Annotated in this window: 15 protein-coding genes; 12 read left to right on the plus strand and 3 right to left on the minus strand. The window is 73.9% G+C overall.

The annotated features are described in order from the left end of the window. Positions 1–104: 104 nt before the first annotated feature. Positions 105–1,961 carry a dynamin family protein gene (locus D7I43_RS06625; RefSeq protein WP_120327507.1) on the plus strand — a complete coding sequence of 619 codons (1,857 nt, stop codon included), beginning with the start codon at positions 105–107 and terminating at the stop codon, positions 1,959–1,961. A 1,190-nt stretch (positions 1,962–3,151) separates the two neighbouring features. Here D7I43_RS06625 and D7I43_RS06635 read toward each other — a convergent pair. The 3 genes from D7I43_RS06635 to trxA all read right to left on the minus strand — a co-directional run bounded on the left by D7I43_RS06635 (position 3,152) and on the right by trxA (position 5,172). Beyond that, on the minus strand, positions 3,152–4,246 hold the full coding sequence (locus tag D7I43_RS06635) for an HTTM domain-containing protein (RefSeq protein ID WP_240032827.1): 1,095 nt from the start codon (positions 4,244–4,246) through the stop codon (positions 3,152–3,154). Further along, positions 4,243–4,683: a hypothetical protein gene (locus D7I43_RS06640; protein WP_120327509.1), complete on the minus strand. Its 441-nt coding sequence runs from the start codon at positions 4,681–4,683 to the stop codon at positions 4,243–4,245. Before D7I43_RS06640 ends, D7I43_RS06635 begins: the two co-directional genes overlap by 4 nt. A 126-nt stretch (positions 4,684–4,809) precedes the next feature. After that, positions 4,810–5,172, minus strand: coding sequence for a thioredoxin (trxA, locus tag D7I43_RS06645; protein WP_120327510.1), 363 nt, complete (start codon positions 5,170–5,172; stop codon positions 4,810–4,812). 548 nt (positions 5,173–5,720) lie between these two features. On the opposite strand from trxA, the gene D7I43_RS06650 reads away from it, so the two are divergent. From D7I43_RS06650 to D7I43_RS06695, 11 genes are all read left to right on the plus strand, one after another. Further along, complete coding sequence (locus D7I43_RS06650; RefSeq protein ID WP_120327511.1) at positions 5,721–6,236, plus strand: MaoC family dehydratase; 516 nt, start codon at positions 5,721–5,723, stop codon at positions 6,234–6,236. A gap of 102 nt (positions 6,237–6,338) precedes the next feature. Continuing rightward, a complete protein-coding gene (locus D7I43_RS06655; RefSeq protein WP_192902087.1) occupies positions 6,339–6,875 on the plus strand; it encodes a hypothetical protein in 537 nt (178 codons plus the stop codon). Between the two features lie 50 nt (positions 6,876–6,925). After that, positions 6,926–7,549: a TrmH family RNA methyltransferase gene (locus D7I43_RS06660; RefSeq protein WP_120327756.1), complete on the plus strand. Its 624-nt coding sequence runs from the start codon at positions 6,926–6,928 to the stop codon at positions 7,547–7,549. A gap of 218 nt (positions 7,550–7,767) precedes the next feature. Beyond that, the gene (locus D7I43_RS06665; protein WP_338041992.1) at positions 7,768–8,454 is read left to right on the plus strand and encodes a DUF6758 family protein; all 687 of its coding nucleotides are present in this window, start codon (positions 7,768–7,770) and stop codon (positions 8,452–8,454) included. Between the two features lie 116 nt (positions 8,455–8,570). Further along, the gene (locus tag D7I43_RS33005; protein ID WP_192902088.1) at positions 8,571–8,729 is read left to right on the plus strand and encodes a hypothetical protein; all 159 of its coding nucleotides are present in this window, start codon (positions 8,571–8,573) and stop codon (positions 8,727–8,729) included. A gap of 6 nt (positions 8,730–8,735) precedes the next feature. Beyond that, positions 8,736–9,605: a PH domain-containing protein gene (locus tag D7I43_RS06670; RefSeq protein ID WP_120327513.1), complete on the plus strand. Its 870-nt coding sequence runs from the start codon at positions 8,736–8,738 to the stop codon at positions 9,603–9,605. Between the two features lie 99 nt (positions 9,606–9,704). After that, positions 9,705–10,541: a SigE family RNA polymerase sigma factor gene (locus D7I43_RS06675; protein WP_120327514.1), complete on the plus strand. Its 837-nt coding sequence runs from the start codon at positions 9,705–9,707 to the stop codon at positions 10,539–10,541. Beyond that, positions 10,538–11,794: a hypothetical protein gene (locus D7I43_RS06680; protein ID WP_240032828.1), complete on the plus strand. Its 1,257-nt coding sequence runs from the start codon at positions 10,538–10,540 to the stop codon at positions 11,792–11,794. The genes D7I43_RS06675 and D7I43_RS06680 overlap by 4 nt, the downstream gene beginning before the upstream one ends. Before the next feature lie 150 nt (positions 11,795–11,944). Then, on the plus strand, positions 11,945–12,817 hold the full coding sequence (locus D7I43_RS06685) for a PHP domain-containing protein (protein WP_120327515.1): 873 nt from the start codon (positions 11,945–11,947) through the stop codon (positions 12,815–12,817). 40 nt (positions 12,818–12,857) lie between these two features. Then, positions 12,858–13,472 (plus strand): MarC family protein, encoded by a 615-nt coding sequence (locus D7I43_RS06690; RefSeq protein WP_120327516.1) that lies wholly within the window; start codon positions 12,858–12,860, stop codon positions 13,470–13,472. A gap of 140 nt (positions 13,473–13,612) precedes the next feature. Continuing rightward, positions 13,613–14,428 carry a RecB family exonuclease gene (locus tag D7I43_RS06695; protein ID WP_420870185.1) on the plus strand — a complete coding sequence of 272 codons (816 nt, stop codon included), beginning with the start codon at positions 13,613–13,615 and terminating at the stop codon, positions 14,426–14,428. Positions 14,429–14,433 lie beyond the last annotated feature (5 nt).

Here is a 14,433-nt window from a genome sequence, read left to right on the forward strand (position 1 = left end):
ACCCGGTCGGAGCAGGGAGGCCGGACCGCCGATGGGCGGTCCGGCTCTCTCCTTTTCCGCACCCTCTTGATAATTGAGCCGATATCAGCACACTTGGTGCGGTGATGGCGGGGATCTGGCTGGACGTGCTCGACGAGATCGCCCGCACGTGCCGCGACCACGGGCGCGGCGACCTGCTCCAGGCGGTCCGGCGCAAACGCGCCCAGCTGCTCGACCCGACCCTGCGCGTGCTCGTGGTGGGGGAACCCAACCAGGGCAAGAGCCAGCTCGTCAACGCGATCGTCAACGCCCCGGTCTGCCCGGTGGGCGACGGTCGCACCACCGTCCTGCCGACCGTGGTGCAGCACGCCGACGTCCCCTCGGTGGCGGTGGTCCAGGCTCCGCCGGCCACTCCGGGCCGCTCCGCCGGCGCCGCGCTTCCCGGGGCGGTCGAGCGCACGCCGGTGCCGGTGGACCGGATCGCGGACGGCGTGGCCGGCACGCTCGGCCGCCGTCCGGGCGGCGGACCGGCGTACGTCGAGATCGGACTTCCCCGCGCGCTGCTCGGCGCCGGACTGGTGCTGGTGGACACTCCCGGCAGCGACGAGGTGGGCGCGCCCGGCGCGGCCGCCTCCGTGGCCGCGCTGGCCCGGGCGGACGCGGTGCTGCTCGTCACCGACTCGACCCGGGAACTCTCGGTGGCCGAGCTGAACGTGCTGCTGCACGTCACCCGCTCGCACCCGAACGTGGCCGTCGTGCAGACCAAGATCGACCTGGTGTCGGACTGGCGCGCGGTGGCCGAGCGCAACCGTCGCCACCTGGCCGAGGCCGGCGTGCCGGCGGCGCTGATCCCGGTCTCGGCGGCACTCCGGCTGCGCGCCGCCGCCACCGACGACCGGACCCTCAACGCCGAGTCGGGCTTCCCCGCGTTGATCGCCCGGCTCCAGCGGGACCTGGCCGGCAAGTCCGACGTGCTGGCCCGCGCGGCCGTCGGGTTGACCGCCCGCACGGTGGTCGAGCAGCTCGCGGCGCCGCTGCGCGCGGAGCTGGAGAGCCAGCGGGTCGAGGAGCAGTCCGGGCCGATGGCCCGGCTGCACGCGGCGCAGCGGGAGGTCGAGGAGCTGCGCCGCTGTTCCGTCCGGTGGCAGAACACGCTCAACGACGAGATGGCCGACCTGCTGTCCGACCTGGAGTACGACCTCCGTGACCGGACGCGGCAGATCCTGCGCGAGGTCGACGAGGCGTTCGACTCGGCCGATCCGCTGGTGGCCTGGGACGCCTTCCAGGAGTGGCTGGCGCGCAGCCTCACCGAGGCGGCCGAGGCCAACCACGAGTGGCTGGTGCAGCGGTGCGACTTCGTGGCCCGCCGGGTGGCCGCCAACTTCGCCCGGTACGGGTACGACGTGCTGCCGCCCTGGTCGCTGACCGTGCCGGAGGACCTGGCGGACCGGCTGCCGGAGATGGAACGGCCGACCATCGACCGGTTCACCGCCAGCCAGAAGGTGATCACCGGTATGAAGGGCTCCTACGGCGGCCTGCTGATGTTCGGCCTGGCGCTGACGCTGGCCGGCATGCCGATGATCAACCCGGTGTCGATCGGCGCGGGCGCGCTCTTCGGCGGCAAGAGCATCCGCGACGAGAGCCGGCAGTTGCTGCGCCGCCGGCAGGCCACGGTGAAGACGGCGGTGCAGCGCCACGTCGACGACTTCTTCGTCCGCGTCGTGAAGGACTGCCGCGACGCCGCCCGGCAGGTCCAGCGGATGCTGCGGGACCACTTCGCCGCGCTCACCGACGAGTTGCAGGAGGGGATCATCCAGTCGCTGCGGACGGCCAAGCAGGCGGCGGACAGCGACGCGGCCGCCCGCGACCAGCGCCAGCGCGAGATCAAGCTGAAGATGACCCGGCTCGCGGCCCTCTACGAGCAGGCCCAGCAACTCACCGCGGGCCGCCCCGCGGCCGTGCCGCTGGAGCCGCGCGCATGACCGTCGGCCTGCGCCTCGACGAGGCCGTGTGGGGGCTGCTGCACCGGGCGCTGGAGCTGTACCGGGACGACCCCCGGGCCACCGGGCACCTCCGGCACCAGCTGGCCCGGCTGGAGCAGCCGCTGCGCGTGGCCGTCGCCGGCCCGTGGCGCGCCGGTAAGTCGACGCTGCTCAACGCGCTGCTCGGCGAGGAGGTCGCGCCGGTCGCCGGCGCCGACGGCAGCGGCGTCTTCACCTGGTACGAGGACGGCCCGCAACCGCGGGCGACCGCGTACTCGGCGGGTCATCCGCCGCAGGAGCTGGCGATGGCGAAGTCCGCCACCGGGTTACGGGTGGACCTCGTCGGCTGGCGGACCGGCGAGCTGCGCGACATCGTGGTGCGCTGGCCGACCCGGGCGCTGCGCCAGGTGACGCTCGTCGACACGCCGGCGGTCGCCGGACCGGGCGAGCAGGGCCGGTCGCCGGTGATGGAGCGGGTGTTCCGGGACGCGGACGCGGTGCTCTACCTGACCCGGGACGGCCGTGGCAGCGACCTGCGGGCGCTGGAGTCGGGCCGGGAGAGCCTGGTCGGTCAGGCCGCCCCGGTGAACGCGATCATGGTGCTCTCCCGGACCGACGAGACCGGGGGCGGAAAGATCGACGCGCTGCTCACCGCCCGGCAGCTCGCCCGCCGCCAGTCCCGCGACCCGCGGGTCACCGCCACCTGCGTCACGGCGGTGGCGTGCAGCGGGCTCATCGGGCTGGCCGGACGGGTGCTCAGCGAGGCGGACCACGCGGCGCTCGCCCGGCTGGCCGCGGTGCCCCGACCGGAGCTGGAGGTCCACCTGCTCTCGGCCGACCGGTTCCTGCGCGGCGAGCTGCCCGTCGACACGCAGGTACGCGCCGGGCTGCTGGACCGCCTCGGGCTGTTCGGCGTACGCCTGGCGACCACGCTGGTGCGCACCGGCTGCGACACCCGGGCGGCGCTGTCGGCCGAGCTGATCCGCCGCAGCGGCCTGACCGAGCTGCGCGAGTCGGTGAACCGGTTCTTCGTCGACCGGCGGGAGACCCTCAAGTCCCGCTCCGCGCTGGCCGCCGTGGAGGCGCTGCTGCGGGCCGACCCCAGCCCCGGTGCCGCCGAGCTGCTCGGCGCCGTCGAGCGGATCCTCGCCGGCGCGCACGAGTTCCGCGAGCTGCGGCTGCTCGCCGCGCTACGCGACACCCGGCTCGGGTTCGACGCCGACGTCGCCGCGGAGGCGCGGCGGCTGGTCGGCGGCGACGGGGTCGGCCTGGCCGCCCGGCTCGGCGTCGAGCACGACGCCAGCGCGCAGCGGCTCTGGGAGGTCGCCGCCGACGCCCAGTGGCGCTGGCGGGACCGGGCCGAGGACCCGCTCCTCCGGCTGGCCCAGCGGCGCGGGGCGCAGGTCGTCGTCCGCAGCTGTGAGGGGATGCTCGCCGAGCTGGCCGAGGGCGGCCGGTGATCCGCCCCGCCGGAGCCGGCGCAGCCAGTGGATCGGACGGACCCGCTCCAGCGGCAGGAAGCTCGTCATCGCCGCCAGGTGCGGGGCGAACGAGATGGTGATGGTCGCGAACGTCACCACGTGGAACGAGTAGAAGAAGCCGACCGTGGCGAGCCGCCAGCGTTCGGGCAGCAGGAAGACCAGCGGGCTCGCCAGCTCGAACGCGATGATCCCGAACTGCGCGACGATCAGCAGGTAGGGCACCTGCGCGATGAGGTCCGCCAGTTCGGTGCCGCGCCGGATGATCGCCCGGGCGAGCACCGAGCCGGTCAGCCAGTCCAGGCCGCCGAAGCGGAACTTCGCCCACGCCGCCAGGAAGTACGTGCAGACCACGGCGATCTGGGTGACCCGCAGGGCCCAGCCGCCCGCCTCGGTCCGGGTGTCGTCGCCGTGCCGGGCCCGCCCGGCGGTCGGCAGCACCGCGAGCGCGACGAGCAGGCCGAACCGGTCGTGGTCGACCTTGCCGTAGCTCATCGCGATGATCATCCACTCGAGGTAGAGCGCGAAGACCGACCAGCCGAGCAGCCGGGGCGCCCGTCCGGTGGCGGCCAGCAGCGCGAGCGCCAGCAGCGCCCAGAAGATCACCCCGACGAGCGCCGGGGTCGGTGTCGGCAGGGGCAGCAGCCGGCCGACGAGCAGCGGTTGGTAGAGCTCGCCCGGCACGCTGACCCGGGTGCGCACCCACGGGGTGAAGACCACCAGGTCGGCCGCGACGAAGAGGTAGATCAGGGTGCGGAAGGCCGCCACCCGCCCGCGGGGCACCGGCTCGGTCAACCAGCGGATCACGCGGCTGCCCGCCAGCTGACCACGGTCTCGTCGGTGTACCGGCCGGTCGGGCGCCCGTCCTCGATGCCGAACCAGCGGATGACGATGCGGACCTCGACGATGCCGGGGGCGTCCGGGTGCCGCTCGGCGTACGCCTCGGCCACCTCGGCGAGGCGGTCGGGGTCGGCCACGTACCGGCTCTGCTGGCCCTCGATCTCGGCCCGGCGGATGCCGGTGGCCTCCTCACCGAGGCTCACCACGGCGCCGGTGCGGTCCACCCCCTCGACGCGGGTGTCCGGCGCGGGCGCGTTTGGCGGGTTCGAGGTCGCGTACATCCGGAACGGGCCGAACGGGAAGTCGTCGTCACTGCCCCAGAGGGTGCCGGCGATCAGGACGGCGAGGCCGAGCGCCGTCGCGCCGACCCGGGCCGCCCGTCCCCGGCTGGTCAAGGTCTCCATCGGATCGTGACCATACGGGATGGAACGCCGGGCCCGGTTCCCTCCGACGGCCGACGTCCCCCGTCCGGTACGCCGACGGCCGGGCCCCGAGGGGCCCGGCCGTCCACCGTGCGTGTCTGTCGTCGGTCAGTGCTTGTGCTCGGCGAGCTGCCTGCGGACGTCCTCCATGTCCAGCGCCTCGACCTGCTCGATCAGGTTCTCCAGCGCGGACTCCGGGAGGGCGCCGGGCTGCGCGAAGACGATCACGCCGTCCCGGATCGCCATGATGGTCGGGATGGACCGGATGTCGAACTTGGCGCCCAGCTCCTGCTGCGCCTCGGTGTCGACCTTGCCGAAGACGATGTCCGGGTGCTTCTCGGACGAGCGCTCGTAGATCGGGGCGAACCGCTTGCACGGGCCACACCAGTCGGCCCAGAAGTCGACCAGGACGATGCCGTCCTTGCCGGTCACCTCGTCAAAGTTCGCCGTGGTCAGCTCGACCGTTGCCATTGCTCTCTCCGATCAGCGCGGATTACCTACGACCCCTAGAACCAGGCTTGACCGCAACGCATTCCCGTCGCGGCGTCGCCCAAACGCCTCAGTCGGAGTATGACGGCGACCGCCGGTCATCGACCCGTGTCTGTGCGGTGTGGGTGTGCGGAGCGCAAGTGCATGTCGCAGTTGCGTGACGGGACGTGATGGGAGCGTTTCCAAAGAGATCCACGTGATCGATCGTCACGGATTGGCAATTTGGGGATTGACAAGGGGTGACTGCGCGTGCAGAGATCGCCTGTGCGCCTACCTTCGACTACGGATAGTAGTGTTACGAAAGAATAAATGTGACCTGGCTCTCTGTTCCAGCCGGACGCGCGTACGGCAGAATCTTCCGCATCAGAGCGTGGGCGGCGGGTGCCGGGGAGGGCCCCGCCGCTCATTGCGTCTACGGCCGGGTGTGGCCGGTGTGACATTTCCGCCGGACCCCCGCCCTGCCCTTCGCCTTAGCAATCGATAAGGCATGCTGTGCCGAACTCCATCGCCGCCCGTCGAAGGGGACCAGGATGCAGTTCGGCCGTTACTACGAGGAGTTCGAGGTCGGGGCGGTCTACCGGCACTGGCCGGGCAAGACCGTCACCGAGTACGACGACCACCTGTTCTGCCTGCTCACCATGAACCACCACCCGCTGCACATGGACGCCCACTACGCGGAGTCGGCCACCCAGTTCAAGCGGAACGTCGTGGTCGGCAACTACATCTACTCGCTGCTGCTGGGCATGTCCGTCCCCGACGTCAGCGGCAAGGCGATCGCCAACCTGGAGGTCGAGTCCCTCCGGCACGTCGCACCCACCTTCCACGGCGACACGATCTACGGCGAGACGACGGTGCTGGACAAGCGGGAGTCCGCCTCGAAACCCGACCGTGGCGTCGTATCGGTGGAGACCCGCGGCTACAACCAGGACGGCACGCTGGTCTGCGTCTTCCGGCGCAAGGTGATGGTCCCCAAGCGGGAGTACGCGACCAGTGGCGTGCCCGAGGGCGTGGACCCGGAGCGGCCCAGCTTCCCCGAGCCGCGCTGACCGTCCCCCGGCCGCGGCGACTCGACGGCCCTCCCCGACGTTCTCGACGGCCCCTTCCCGACGTTCTGGTGGGGAAGGGGCCCTTCTCGTGATCCGGGGCATATGCTGACGCCGGAGGTCCCCATGAGCCACTCCGTCGCCGGAGAGCCGCCCTCTGCCGGACGCCGCGCCACACCGCTGACCACCGCCGTCTACTCCGCCGCCGAGTGGGATCTGCTCACCGGCCTGCCCGGGCGGGTCATCGTGGCCGCCACCGCGCCCGGTCCCGGGCGGCCCCGTCGCGGCGTCGCCGAAGGGCTCGCCGGTCTGGAGGCGGTGGCCGCGGGTCGCTCCTTCGACAGCGACCTGGTCCGTGCGGTGGTCACCGCGATCTACGCCCGGCACGACGGGCAGCCGGTGCCCGCCGCGGACGGCACCGACCTGGTCGACCTGCTCGCCGCCTGCCGGGCGGTGGTCCGGTTGCTCGACCGCCGGGCCGACCCCGCCGACTCGGCGGCGTACCGCCAGTGGGTGCAGTCCGTCGCGGCCCGGGTGTGCCGGGCGGTGCCTGCTGGCGTGTTTCGGCCGACGGGCGAGCCCCTGTCGCCGGCCGACCGCCGCTTCCTCGACCGGATCGGCGACGCGCTGGGCCTGCGCTGACCCGGCCCGGGGTCCGGACGGCGCCGGGTGGGCCGTACGCTCTGGTGACCGTGACCGGTGACCAGCTCGACGTCGGCGTCGGCCCCTGGCCGGGCGAGCCGCCCGCCGACCCCCGATACGATCCCGAGCTGCTCGCCGCCGGGGACCGCCGCAACGTGGTCGACCGCTACCGCTACTGGCGCCGCGAGGCGATCGTCGACGACCTGGACCGCCGCCGGCACGACTTCCACGTGGCGATCGAGAACTGGCAGCACGACTTCAACATCGGCACGGTGGTCCGCAACGCCAACGCCTTCCTCGCCGCCGAGGTGCACATCGTCGGGCGGCGGCGGTGGAACCGGCGCGGCGCGATGGTGACCGACCGCTACCAGCACGTCCGGCACCACGAGACGATCGAGGAGTTCGTGGCGTGGGCGGCCGACCGGGACCTGCCGGTCGTGGGCATCGACAACCTGCCCGGCTCGCGTCCGCTGGAGACCGCCACGCTCCCGCGGCGGTGCGTGCTCCTGTTCGGGCAGGAGGGGCCGGGTCTCTCCGAGCCGGCGCGGGTGGCCTGCGCGCATGTCTACTCCATCGCCCAATACGGCTCCACCCGTTCGATCAACGCCGGCGTGGCCAGCGGCATCGCCATGCACACCTGGATACGGACGCACGCCGGCCCGCCTCCGGACTGACCGCGCCCGCTCCCGGCCGGCCCCGGGTCGGCGGCACGCCCGCTGGTCGCGGTCACCGACCGGGTCGACCAGCCGTGGTCGCGGGGAACACGCGTCCGCCACGCCCACGGTCGGGTGACCCCACCGCGTGTCGCCGTGCCTCGCCGCTTCGGCGGATCTGGCCGCTTCCGCTTGACGCCCCCGCACCGCGGGGTGACGGTGGAGAGGTGAGTGTCGCGGTGAGCTGTCCCCGATGCGGTGGGCCGGTCCGGCCACCCGACCTCATGCACTCCGAGTCACGGTGCGCCCGGTGCGGCCCGGTGGCGCCCCTGCACGTGCCGGAGCACATCGGACCGGAGATCGTGGCCAGTGTGGTCGACCGGATCGTGGGCGCCGCCGGTCCGTCCGGGCGCGGGGCCGCGCCGCTGTGGTGCCCGTGGCCGCTGCCGCCGGGCTGGACCATGACGGGGGTGGCGTACGCGGGGGACGACCGCACCGGCGTGCGCGCCACGGCGGTCGCCTGCGCCGGTCCCGCCCCGCTCGGCGGCGGCCCGGCCGACCTGGTCTTCGTCGCCGAGGAGCCGGGCGTCGGGCTGGGGACGCGGTTCGCCGGGCTGAGCGGGCCGGACCCGGGGCCGCAGCTCGCGGAGGCGTTGACCGATCCCGGGCCCGGCCACCCGGGGCACGTCGGACAGGCCCGGATCCGGGCGGGCGGCCACCCAACTCCACTGTGGCTGGTGCACTCCCGGGCGGATCGAAGCGCGTACGCGGGCGAGGCTCGGGGAATGTGGCTGCATGCGATAGCCTGGCCGGCGAGCGCGGGGCATCTGCTCGCGGAGGACGTGGTGCTGCACGACCTGACCGAGTGGACTCCCCCCGAACTCGTGTACGGCGCACCGTCTCCGTACCTGCACGGGAGGGCTTGACAAGCCCGCCCGGAATGACGGAGAACGGACGCAGATATTCACTGTACGACACCGCACTGATACTCTGGGTGCCGCTGCGGTAATGGGACCCGGCGCCGCGCGAGAGGATGCCCGCCATGGTCAAGAAGGTCCTCACCTGGGCCGGTATCGCATTCTTGATCTTCTTCGTCGCCTACCGGCCGAACTCCGCCGCGGACGTGTTCAAGTCCCTGGGCGGCGGGATCATGGACATCGCCGAGGGCTTCGGCGACTTCTTCACCAGCCTGGTGGCCTGATCGCCGATGGGTAGCCCCTCCGGTCCGCCCTTCGACCCCGACGACCCGGATCGGGAGCGTCGGGAACGCGACACGGAGCCGATTCCCCGGGTTCCCCCGGACGAGGGGCCCGGCTACGGCTCCGGCCCCGGGCTCTCCGACGGTCCGTCCTTTTCGGACGACGCCGGTTACGGCGACGGTCCCGGCTACGCCGGGGAGGGCCGCTCCGGTCGTGCCTGGATCCGCGACCCCGAGGCCGGCTACCCGCCCATCTCGGAGGAGGAGTTGGCCGGGCTGCGCGCCGACGCGGCCGGCAACACACCCCGCCGGGTCCTGCCACTCGAGGACGAGCCCAGCTCCCTGGTCGCCCGCTACCTGTTCCCCACGGAGCGTTACCGGGGCGAGTGGAAGCGCCACTGGATCCACCTCGCGACCCCGATCATCGTCGGGATCGCGGCCACGTTCGTGCTCGGCTACCTCTCCGGGTTCCTCGCCGGGCAGGACGTGGGCGCCCTCACCACGGTCGCGGTGCTGCTCTGGTTCGCCGTCATGGGCTGGGTGGCCTGGCGGGTCGCCGACTGGTGGTACGACAGGTTCATCCTGACCAACAAACGGGTGATGGTCGTCAACGGGATCATCACCCGCCGGGTGGCCATGATGCCGCTCGTCCGGGTCACCGACATGAAGTACGAGCAGACGCCGACTGGTCGCGCCCTGAACTACGGCACGTTCGTGCTGGAGTCCGCCGGCCAGGAGCAGGCGCTGCGCGAGATCAAGAATCTGCCCAACCCCAACGAGCTCTACCTGCGTGTGGTCGAGGAGATGTACGAGCCGCAGGCGGTCGAGGCCCGGTTGGGCAAGGAGGCGGACGAGGCCAAGGCCGACGACGGGGCCTGACACTTTCGCCCGAACATAGGATGAACTGCGTACCTTCCGGCCTCGACCCGGCCACCTCCGCCATGGCAGCCTGGACGGCCGAGGTTGTGGAGGTGTGGGGTGGCGAACAGGGATCCGCTGGAGGAGGAGTTCCGCGAGTTCGTCGCGGGCCGCTCCGCGGCCCTGCTGCGCACCGCGTACCTCCTCGCCGGTGACTGGGCCACCGCCGAGGACCTGCTCCAGACCACGTTGACCAAGACGTACCTCGCCTGGCGGCGGCTCGGCGGCATCGAGGCGGTCGAGCCGTACGCCCGGCGGGTCCTCGTGAACACGGCGACCAGTTGGTGGCGGCGGCGCTGGCACGGTGAGCGGCCCACGGAGGTGCTCCCGGAGCGGGCGGGCGCCGACGAACTCGAACGCCAGCTCGACCGGGACCTGCTGTGGCGGCACCTGAGCGCCCTGCCCACCCGGCAGCGTGCGGTCCTGGTCCTGCGCTTCTACGAGGACATGTCGGAGGCGCAGACCGCCGCGCTGCTCGGCATCTCGACGGGAACGGTGAAGAGCCAGACGGCGCGGGCCCTCACCACGCTGCGCCGCCGCATGGGCGCCGCGCTCGACCTGCCCCACGAGGGGACCGCTACGCCGGCGGGGACGGACCGGGCACTGCGTGCCGCCGTGCCGCGGGCCGCCGGGACGACGGTGCCCGCGTCGCGGGAGCCGACCGTGACGGCCGCCGGGACCGAGGCGCCGACGAGCCGTCCCGGCACCCGCGCGGGCGCCCGCCCCGCCGCCGGGATCCGCCGGGAGCGCGCCCGCACGGAAGCCCTGCGGCCCGCCGCGGCCCGTGCGCCCGAGCCGGCCGAGAGTCCGCCCTCCGCGCCACCGGACCGGGACGCCGTGCCCGCCACCGTGCTCCCCGGCACCCCCGCACCGGCCGTCGCCGGAGACCAGCGATGACCATGGCAGGACATGACAACCGGAACGGCGCCCCGGCGCGTCCATTCGACGTGACGCAGGACGAGCTGGAACGGGCGGTGCGGGAGACGTTCGCCCAGCGTGCCGCCGTGCCCCGGCCGCTCACCGCCGACCCGGCCGGCGTGGCGATCCGCCGCGCCCGGCGGATCCAGCGTCAGCGCACCCTGGCCGGGCTGGCCCTGGCCGCCGTCGCGACCGTGGGGGTCAGCACGGGCGTGGCGCAGCTCGGCGACGGGTCGCGTACGCAGCAACGGCCCACCGTCGTCCTCGGCGACCCGTCGAACCTGGCCCGCCCGGAGCCGCTGCCCTCGGGCACCGGGCCGGCCGTCGGCCCGTCGGTCGCGGGCACCGACCTGCTCGTCGGGAACACGATCATCGCCTCGAACGGCCGGCGGGTGACGCTGGCCGCGCTGGGCCCGGCGGAGCGGGTCCAGCGGCTCCCGGAGGACGACGGCTGGCTGGTCACGGGCGTGCCCACCGCCGCCGGCCGGACGCTCTGGGCGGTCAGCCCCGACGGAGCCGCGCAGGTGCTGCTGGCCGGCGCGGACGTGATCACGGTGGCGGCGGACGGCCGGCAGGTCGCCTGGCGCGACAACGAGGAGATCGTCGCCGCCGGCCTCGTGAGCCGCGAGCTCATCGCGCCGGTACGCACCCCCGCACCCGCCACCGCGGCGCCGGTGGGCTTCGTCGGCAACGCCGTGCTGGTCCGCCTCGACCGGGACCGGCCCGGCCACGTCCTGTGGCATCCGGCCGCCGGACCGGTCTCGGCCGGCCCGGACCGGAGGACCCTGGCCGTCTACGGCGCCCTGCCCGACGGCCGGCTCGTCGGTCAGGTGACCGGCAGTGGTCGTGCCGGCTGTCTCGCCCTTCTCGACCCGAGCAACGGGTTCGCCCCCACCGACAGCGCCTGCGGCGCGGCGGTCAGCGGTGACGGGCTCGGTGCCATCTCGCCGGACGGGCGGTGGCTGGTGGTGAACGGGCGGGCGGACGGCAGCGACGCCGCGCTGCTGGTCGACCTGTCCCGGTTCGGCGCCACCGTGCCGGTCCACCCCGCCGGGCCGCCCCTGACCGGGGCCGTGGCGTGGAGTTCGGCCGACGAGGCGGCGTACGTCGACGGATCGGGCCAGCTCGTGCGGCTCCGGGTCGAGCGGGTGGTGGCCGGGGAGCGGGCCACGCCGGAGCCGGTGCCCGGAACCGACGGGTCGAACCGTCCCGTGGTGGTGGTCCGCTCCTGACCGGAGCGGTCCGTGCGGGGCGGGGTCGCCGGCAGGGTGGCCCGCTCCTGATCCCCAACGGCCCCGCGTCGGGCAGGGTCGGCGGACCCGTGGGGCCGTCCCCTCGTGGTGGGTGACGGCTCCGGACTCCGTCCGGGTTAGCGTCGGACCATGACCTCCCGCACCGGGCCGCGGATCGACCTGCACGCCCACTCCACCGCGAGTGACGGCACCCTCAGCCCGGCCGAGCTGGTTCGGGCGGCCGCCGACGCGGGTCTCGACGTCGTGGCGATCACGGACCACGACACCGCCGCGGGCTGGGCCCCCGCGGTGGCCGCGCTGCCGCCGGGGCTGCGCCTGGTGCGTGGCGCCGAACTCTCCTGTCGCTGGTTCGGCGCGGACCCGCCGGTGCCGCTTCACCTCCTGGCGTACCTCTTCGACCCGGCCCATCCCGAACTCGTCGCCGAACTCGCCCGGGTGCGGGCGGCCCGGGAGGCGCGCGGGGAGCGGATCGTGGATCTGCTGCGGGCCGACGGCGTCGACATCAGCTGGTCGGAGATCCTCACGGCCGCGGGCGGCGGCACCGTGGGCCGGCCGCACATCGCACAGGCCCTGATCCGCGCCGGCCTCGTGGCCAGCACCAGCGAGGCGTTCGGGCCGGACTGGCTCGGCGAGCGCTACCGGCTGCCGAAGGAGGACATCGACGTATTCCACGCGGTCCGGCTCGTCCGCGCCGCGGGCGGCGTCCCGGTCTTCGCGCACCCTCGCGCCACCCGACGGGGCCGGGTCGTGCCCGACGAACTGATCGTCGAGCTGGCCGCGGCCGGCCTCGCCGGCCTGGAGGCCGACCACGAGGACCACTCGCCGGAGGAGCGGCAGCACGTCCGCGCCCTCGCCGCCGACCTCGGTCTGCTGGTCACCGGCTCGTCCGACTTCCACGGCACGCACAAGACCGTCCGGCTCGGCGCGTTCACCACCCACCCCGAGGCGTACGAGCGGATCGTCGCCGAGGCGAGCGGAGTGACGGGGATCGCGTCGGGCTGATCCGCGGATCGCCCTCCGGCGCCGCCGCTACCTTGATCGGGTGGATGTGAAGCTTCTCGGTGAGGTCTTCGTGACCCTGCTGGTGATCACCGATCCGCCGGGCATGATGCCGATCTTCCTCGCGCTGACCGGGCCGCTGCCGGCACGGGACCGCAACCGGGCCGCCTCGCAGGCCGTGGCGCTGGCGTTCGGCGTGATCGTGGTCTTCGCGGTGGCCGGACAGACCCTCCTCGACTACCTGCACGTCGACCTGCCGGCGCTCCAGGCGGCCGGCGGTCTCCTCCTGGTGCTCGTGGCGCTCGAACTGCTCACCGGCAAGGGTGACGAGCCGAGCGGCCAGTCCACCACGAACGTCGCGCTGGTGCCGCTCGGTACGCCGCTGCTGGCCGGCCCCGGCGCGATCGTGGCGACCATGCTCTTCGTGCAACGGGCCGAGGGCGCGAGCGACTACGCCGCCATCGCCGCGGGCATCGTCGCCGTGATGATCGCCGTCTGGATCGTGCTCCGGTTCTCGGGTGTGATCGTCCGGGTCCTGCGGCCGGGCGGAATCGAGGTGCTCACGCGGATCGCGGGCCTGCTGCTGGCGGCCATCGCGGTGCAGCTCATCGCGGACGCGGTGGCGGCGTTCGTCCAGCACTACATCGCCGTCACCTGAGCGCGCCGGCCCGGCTGTCGTACGTGGATGGCAGGATTCCACCCGTGCGACGACCCTCCCCAGCCGGGCGACCCTCATCCGCCGGTGGCCGCGCCCCTCGACCTCGCGAGGGGCAGGCCGAGCAGCTCGGCTTCGAGGGCATGCCCGAACGCCTGTTCGTCTGCACCCCGAGCAAGCTCGGCACCTACGCCGACTGCCCCCGCCGCTACCGCTACTCCTACGTCGACCGCCCGGCCCCACCGAAGGGGCCGCCGTGGGCCCACAACTCGCTCGGCGCCAGCGTGCACACCGCGCTGCGCAACTGGTACGACCTGCCGCACGAGCGGCGCCGGCCGGAGGCGCTGGCCGTGCTGCTGCGCGGCACCTGGGTGCGCGAGGGCTACCGCGACGAGGAGCAGGAGCGGGCCGCCTACCGCCGGGCGCTGGGCTGGCTGGAGGCGTACGTGGAGACGCTGGAGCCGGAGGCCGACCCGCTCGGCGTCGAGCGGGTGGTGGCGGTCAAGACGGCGGTGCTCGCGTTCAACGGCCGGGCCGACCGCATCGACTCCCGTCCGGGCCCCGACGGCCCCGAGCTGGTCATCGTCGACTACAAGACGGGTCGCACGGGCCTCGACGCCGACGACGCGCGCGGCTCGCAGGCGCTGGCGCTCTACGCGTACGCGGCGGAGCGGACGTTCCGCCGGCCGTGCCGCCGGGTGGAGCTGCACCACCTGCCCACGGGCACGGTCGCCGCGCACGAGCACACCTCCGAGTCGCTGGCGCGGCAGGTCAGCCGCGCGGAGGAGACGGCCCGCGACATCATGGCCGCCGAGCGGGCGGTGGCCGCCGGCGCCGACCCCGACGAGGCGTTCCCCACCACGCCGAGCCCCCGGTGCGGCTGGTGCGACTACCGGCGGACCTGCCCGGTCGGGGCGCAGACCCCGGGGAAGGAGCCGTGGGCGGCGGTCGAGAGCTGACCGCG

This window comes from Micromonospora globbae (genome assembly GCF_003610785.1).
GTDB classification, from domain to species: domain Bacteria; phylum Actinomycetota; class Actinomycetes; order Mycobacteriales; family Micromonosporaceae; genus Micromonospora; species Micromonospora globbae.

Coding starts and splice junctions, on each gene's coding strand:
- D7I43_RS06625 (WP_120327507.1), top strand. CDS start 105: ATGGCGGGGATCTGGCTGGACGTGCTCGACGAGATCGCCCGCACGTGC.
- D7I43_RS06640 (WP_120327509.1), bottom strand. CDS start 4,683: ATGGAGACCTTGACCAGCCGGGGACGGGCGGCCCGGGTCGGCGCGACG.
- trxA (WP_120327510.1), bottom strand. CDS start 5,172: ATGGCAACGGTCGAGCTGACCACGGCGAACTTTGACGAGGTGACCGGC.
- D7I43_RS06650 (WP_120327511.1), top strand. CDS start 5,721: ATGCAGTTCGGCCGTTACTACGAGGAGTTCGAGGTCGGGGCGGTCTAC.
- D7I43_RS06655 (WP_192902087.1), top strand. CDS start 6,339: ATGCTGACGCCGGAGGTCCCCATGAGCCACTCCGTCGCCGGAGAGCCG.
- D7I43_RS33005 (WP_192902088.1), top strand. CDS start 8,571: ATGGTCAAGAAGGTCCTCACCTGGGCCGGTATCGCATTCTTGATCTTC.
- D7I43_RS06670 (WP_120327513.1), top strand. CDS start 8,736: ATGGGTAGCCCCTCCGGTCCGCCCTTCGACCCCGACGACCCGGATCGG.
- D7I43_RS06680 (WP_240032828.1), top strand. CDS start 10,538: ATGACCATGGCAGGACATGACAACCGGAACGGCGCCCCGGCGCGTCCA.
- D7I43_RS06685 (WP_120327515.1), top strand. CDS start 11,945: ATGACCTCCCGCACCGGGCCGCGGATCGACCTGCACGCCCACTCCACC.
- D7I43_RS06695 (WP_420870185.1), top strand. CDS start 13,613: ATGCCCGAACGCCTGTTCGTCTGCACCCCGAGCAAGCTCGGCACCTAC.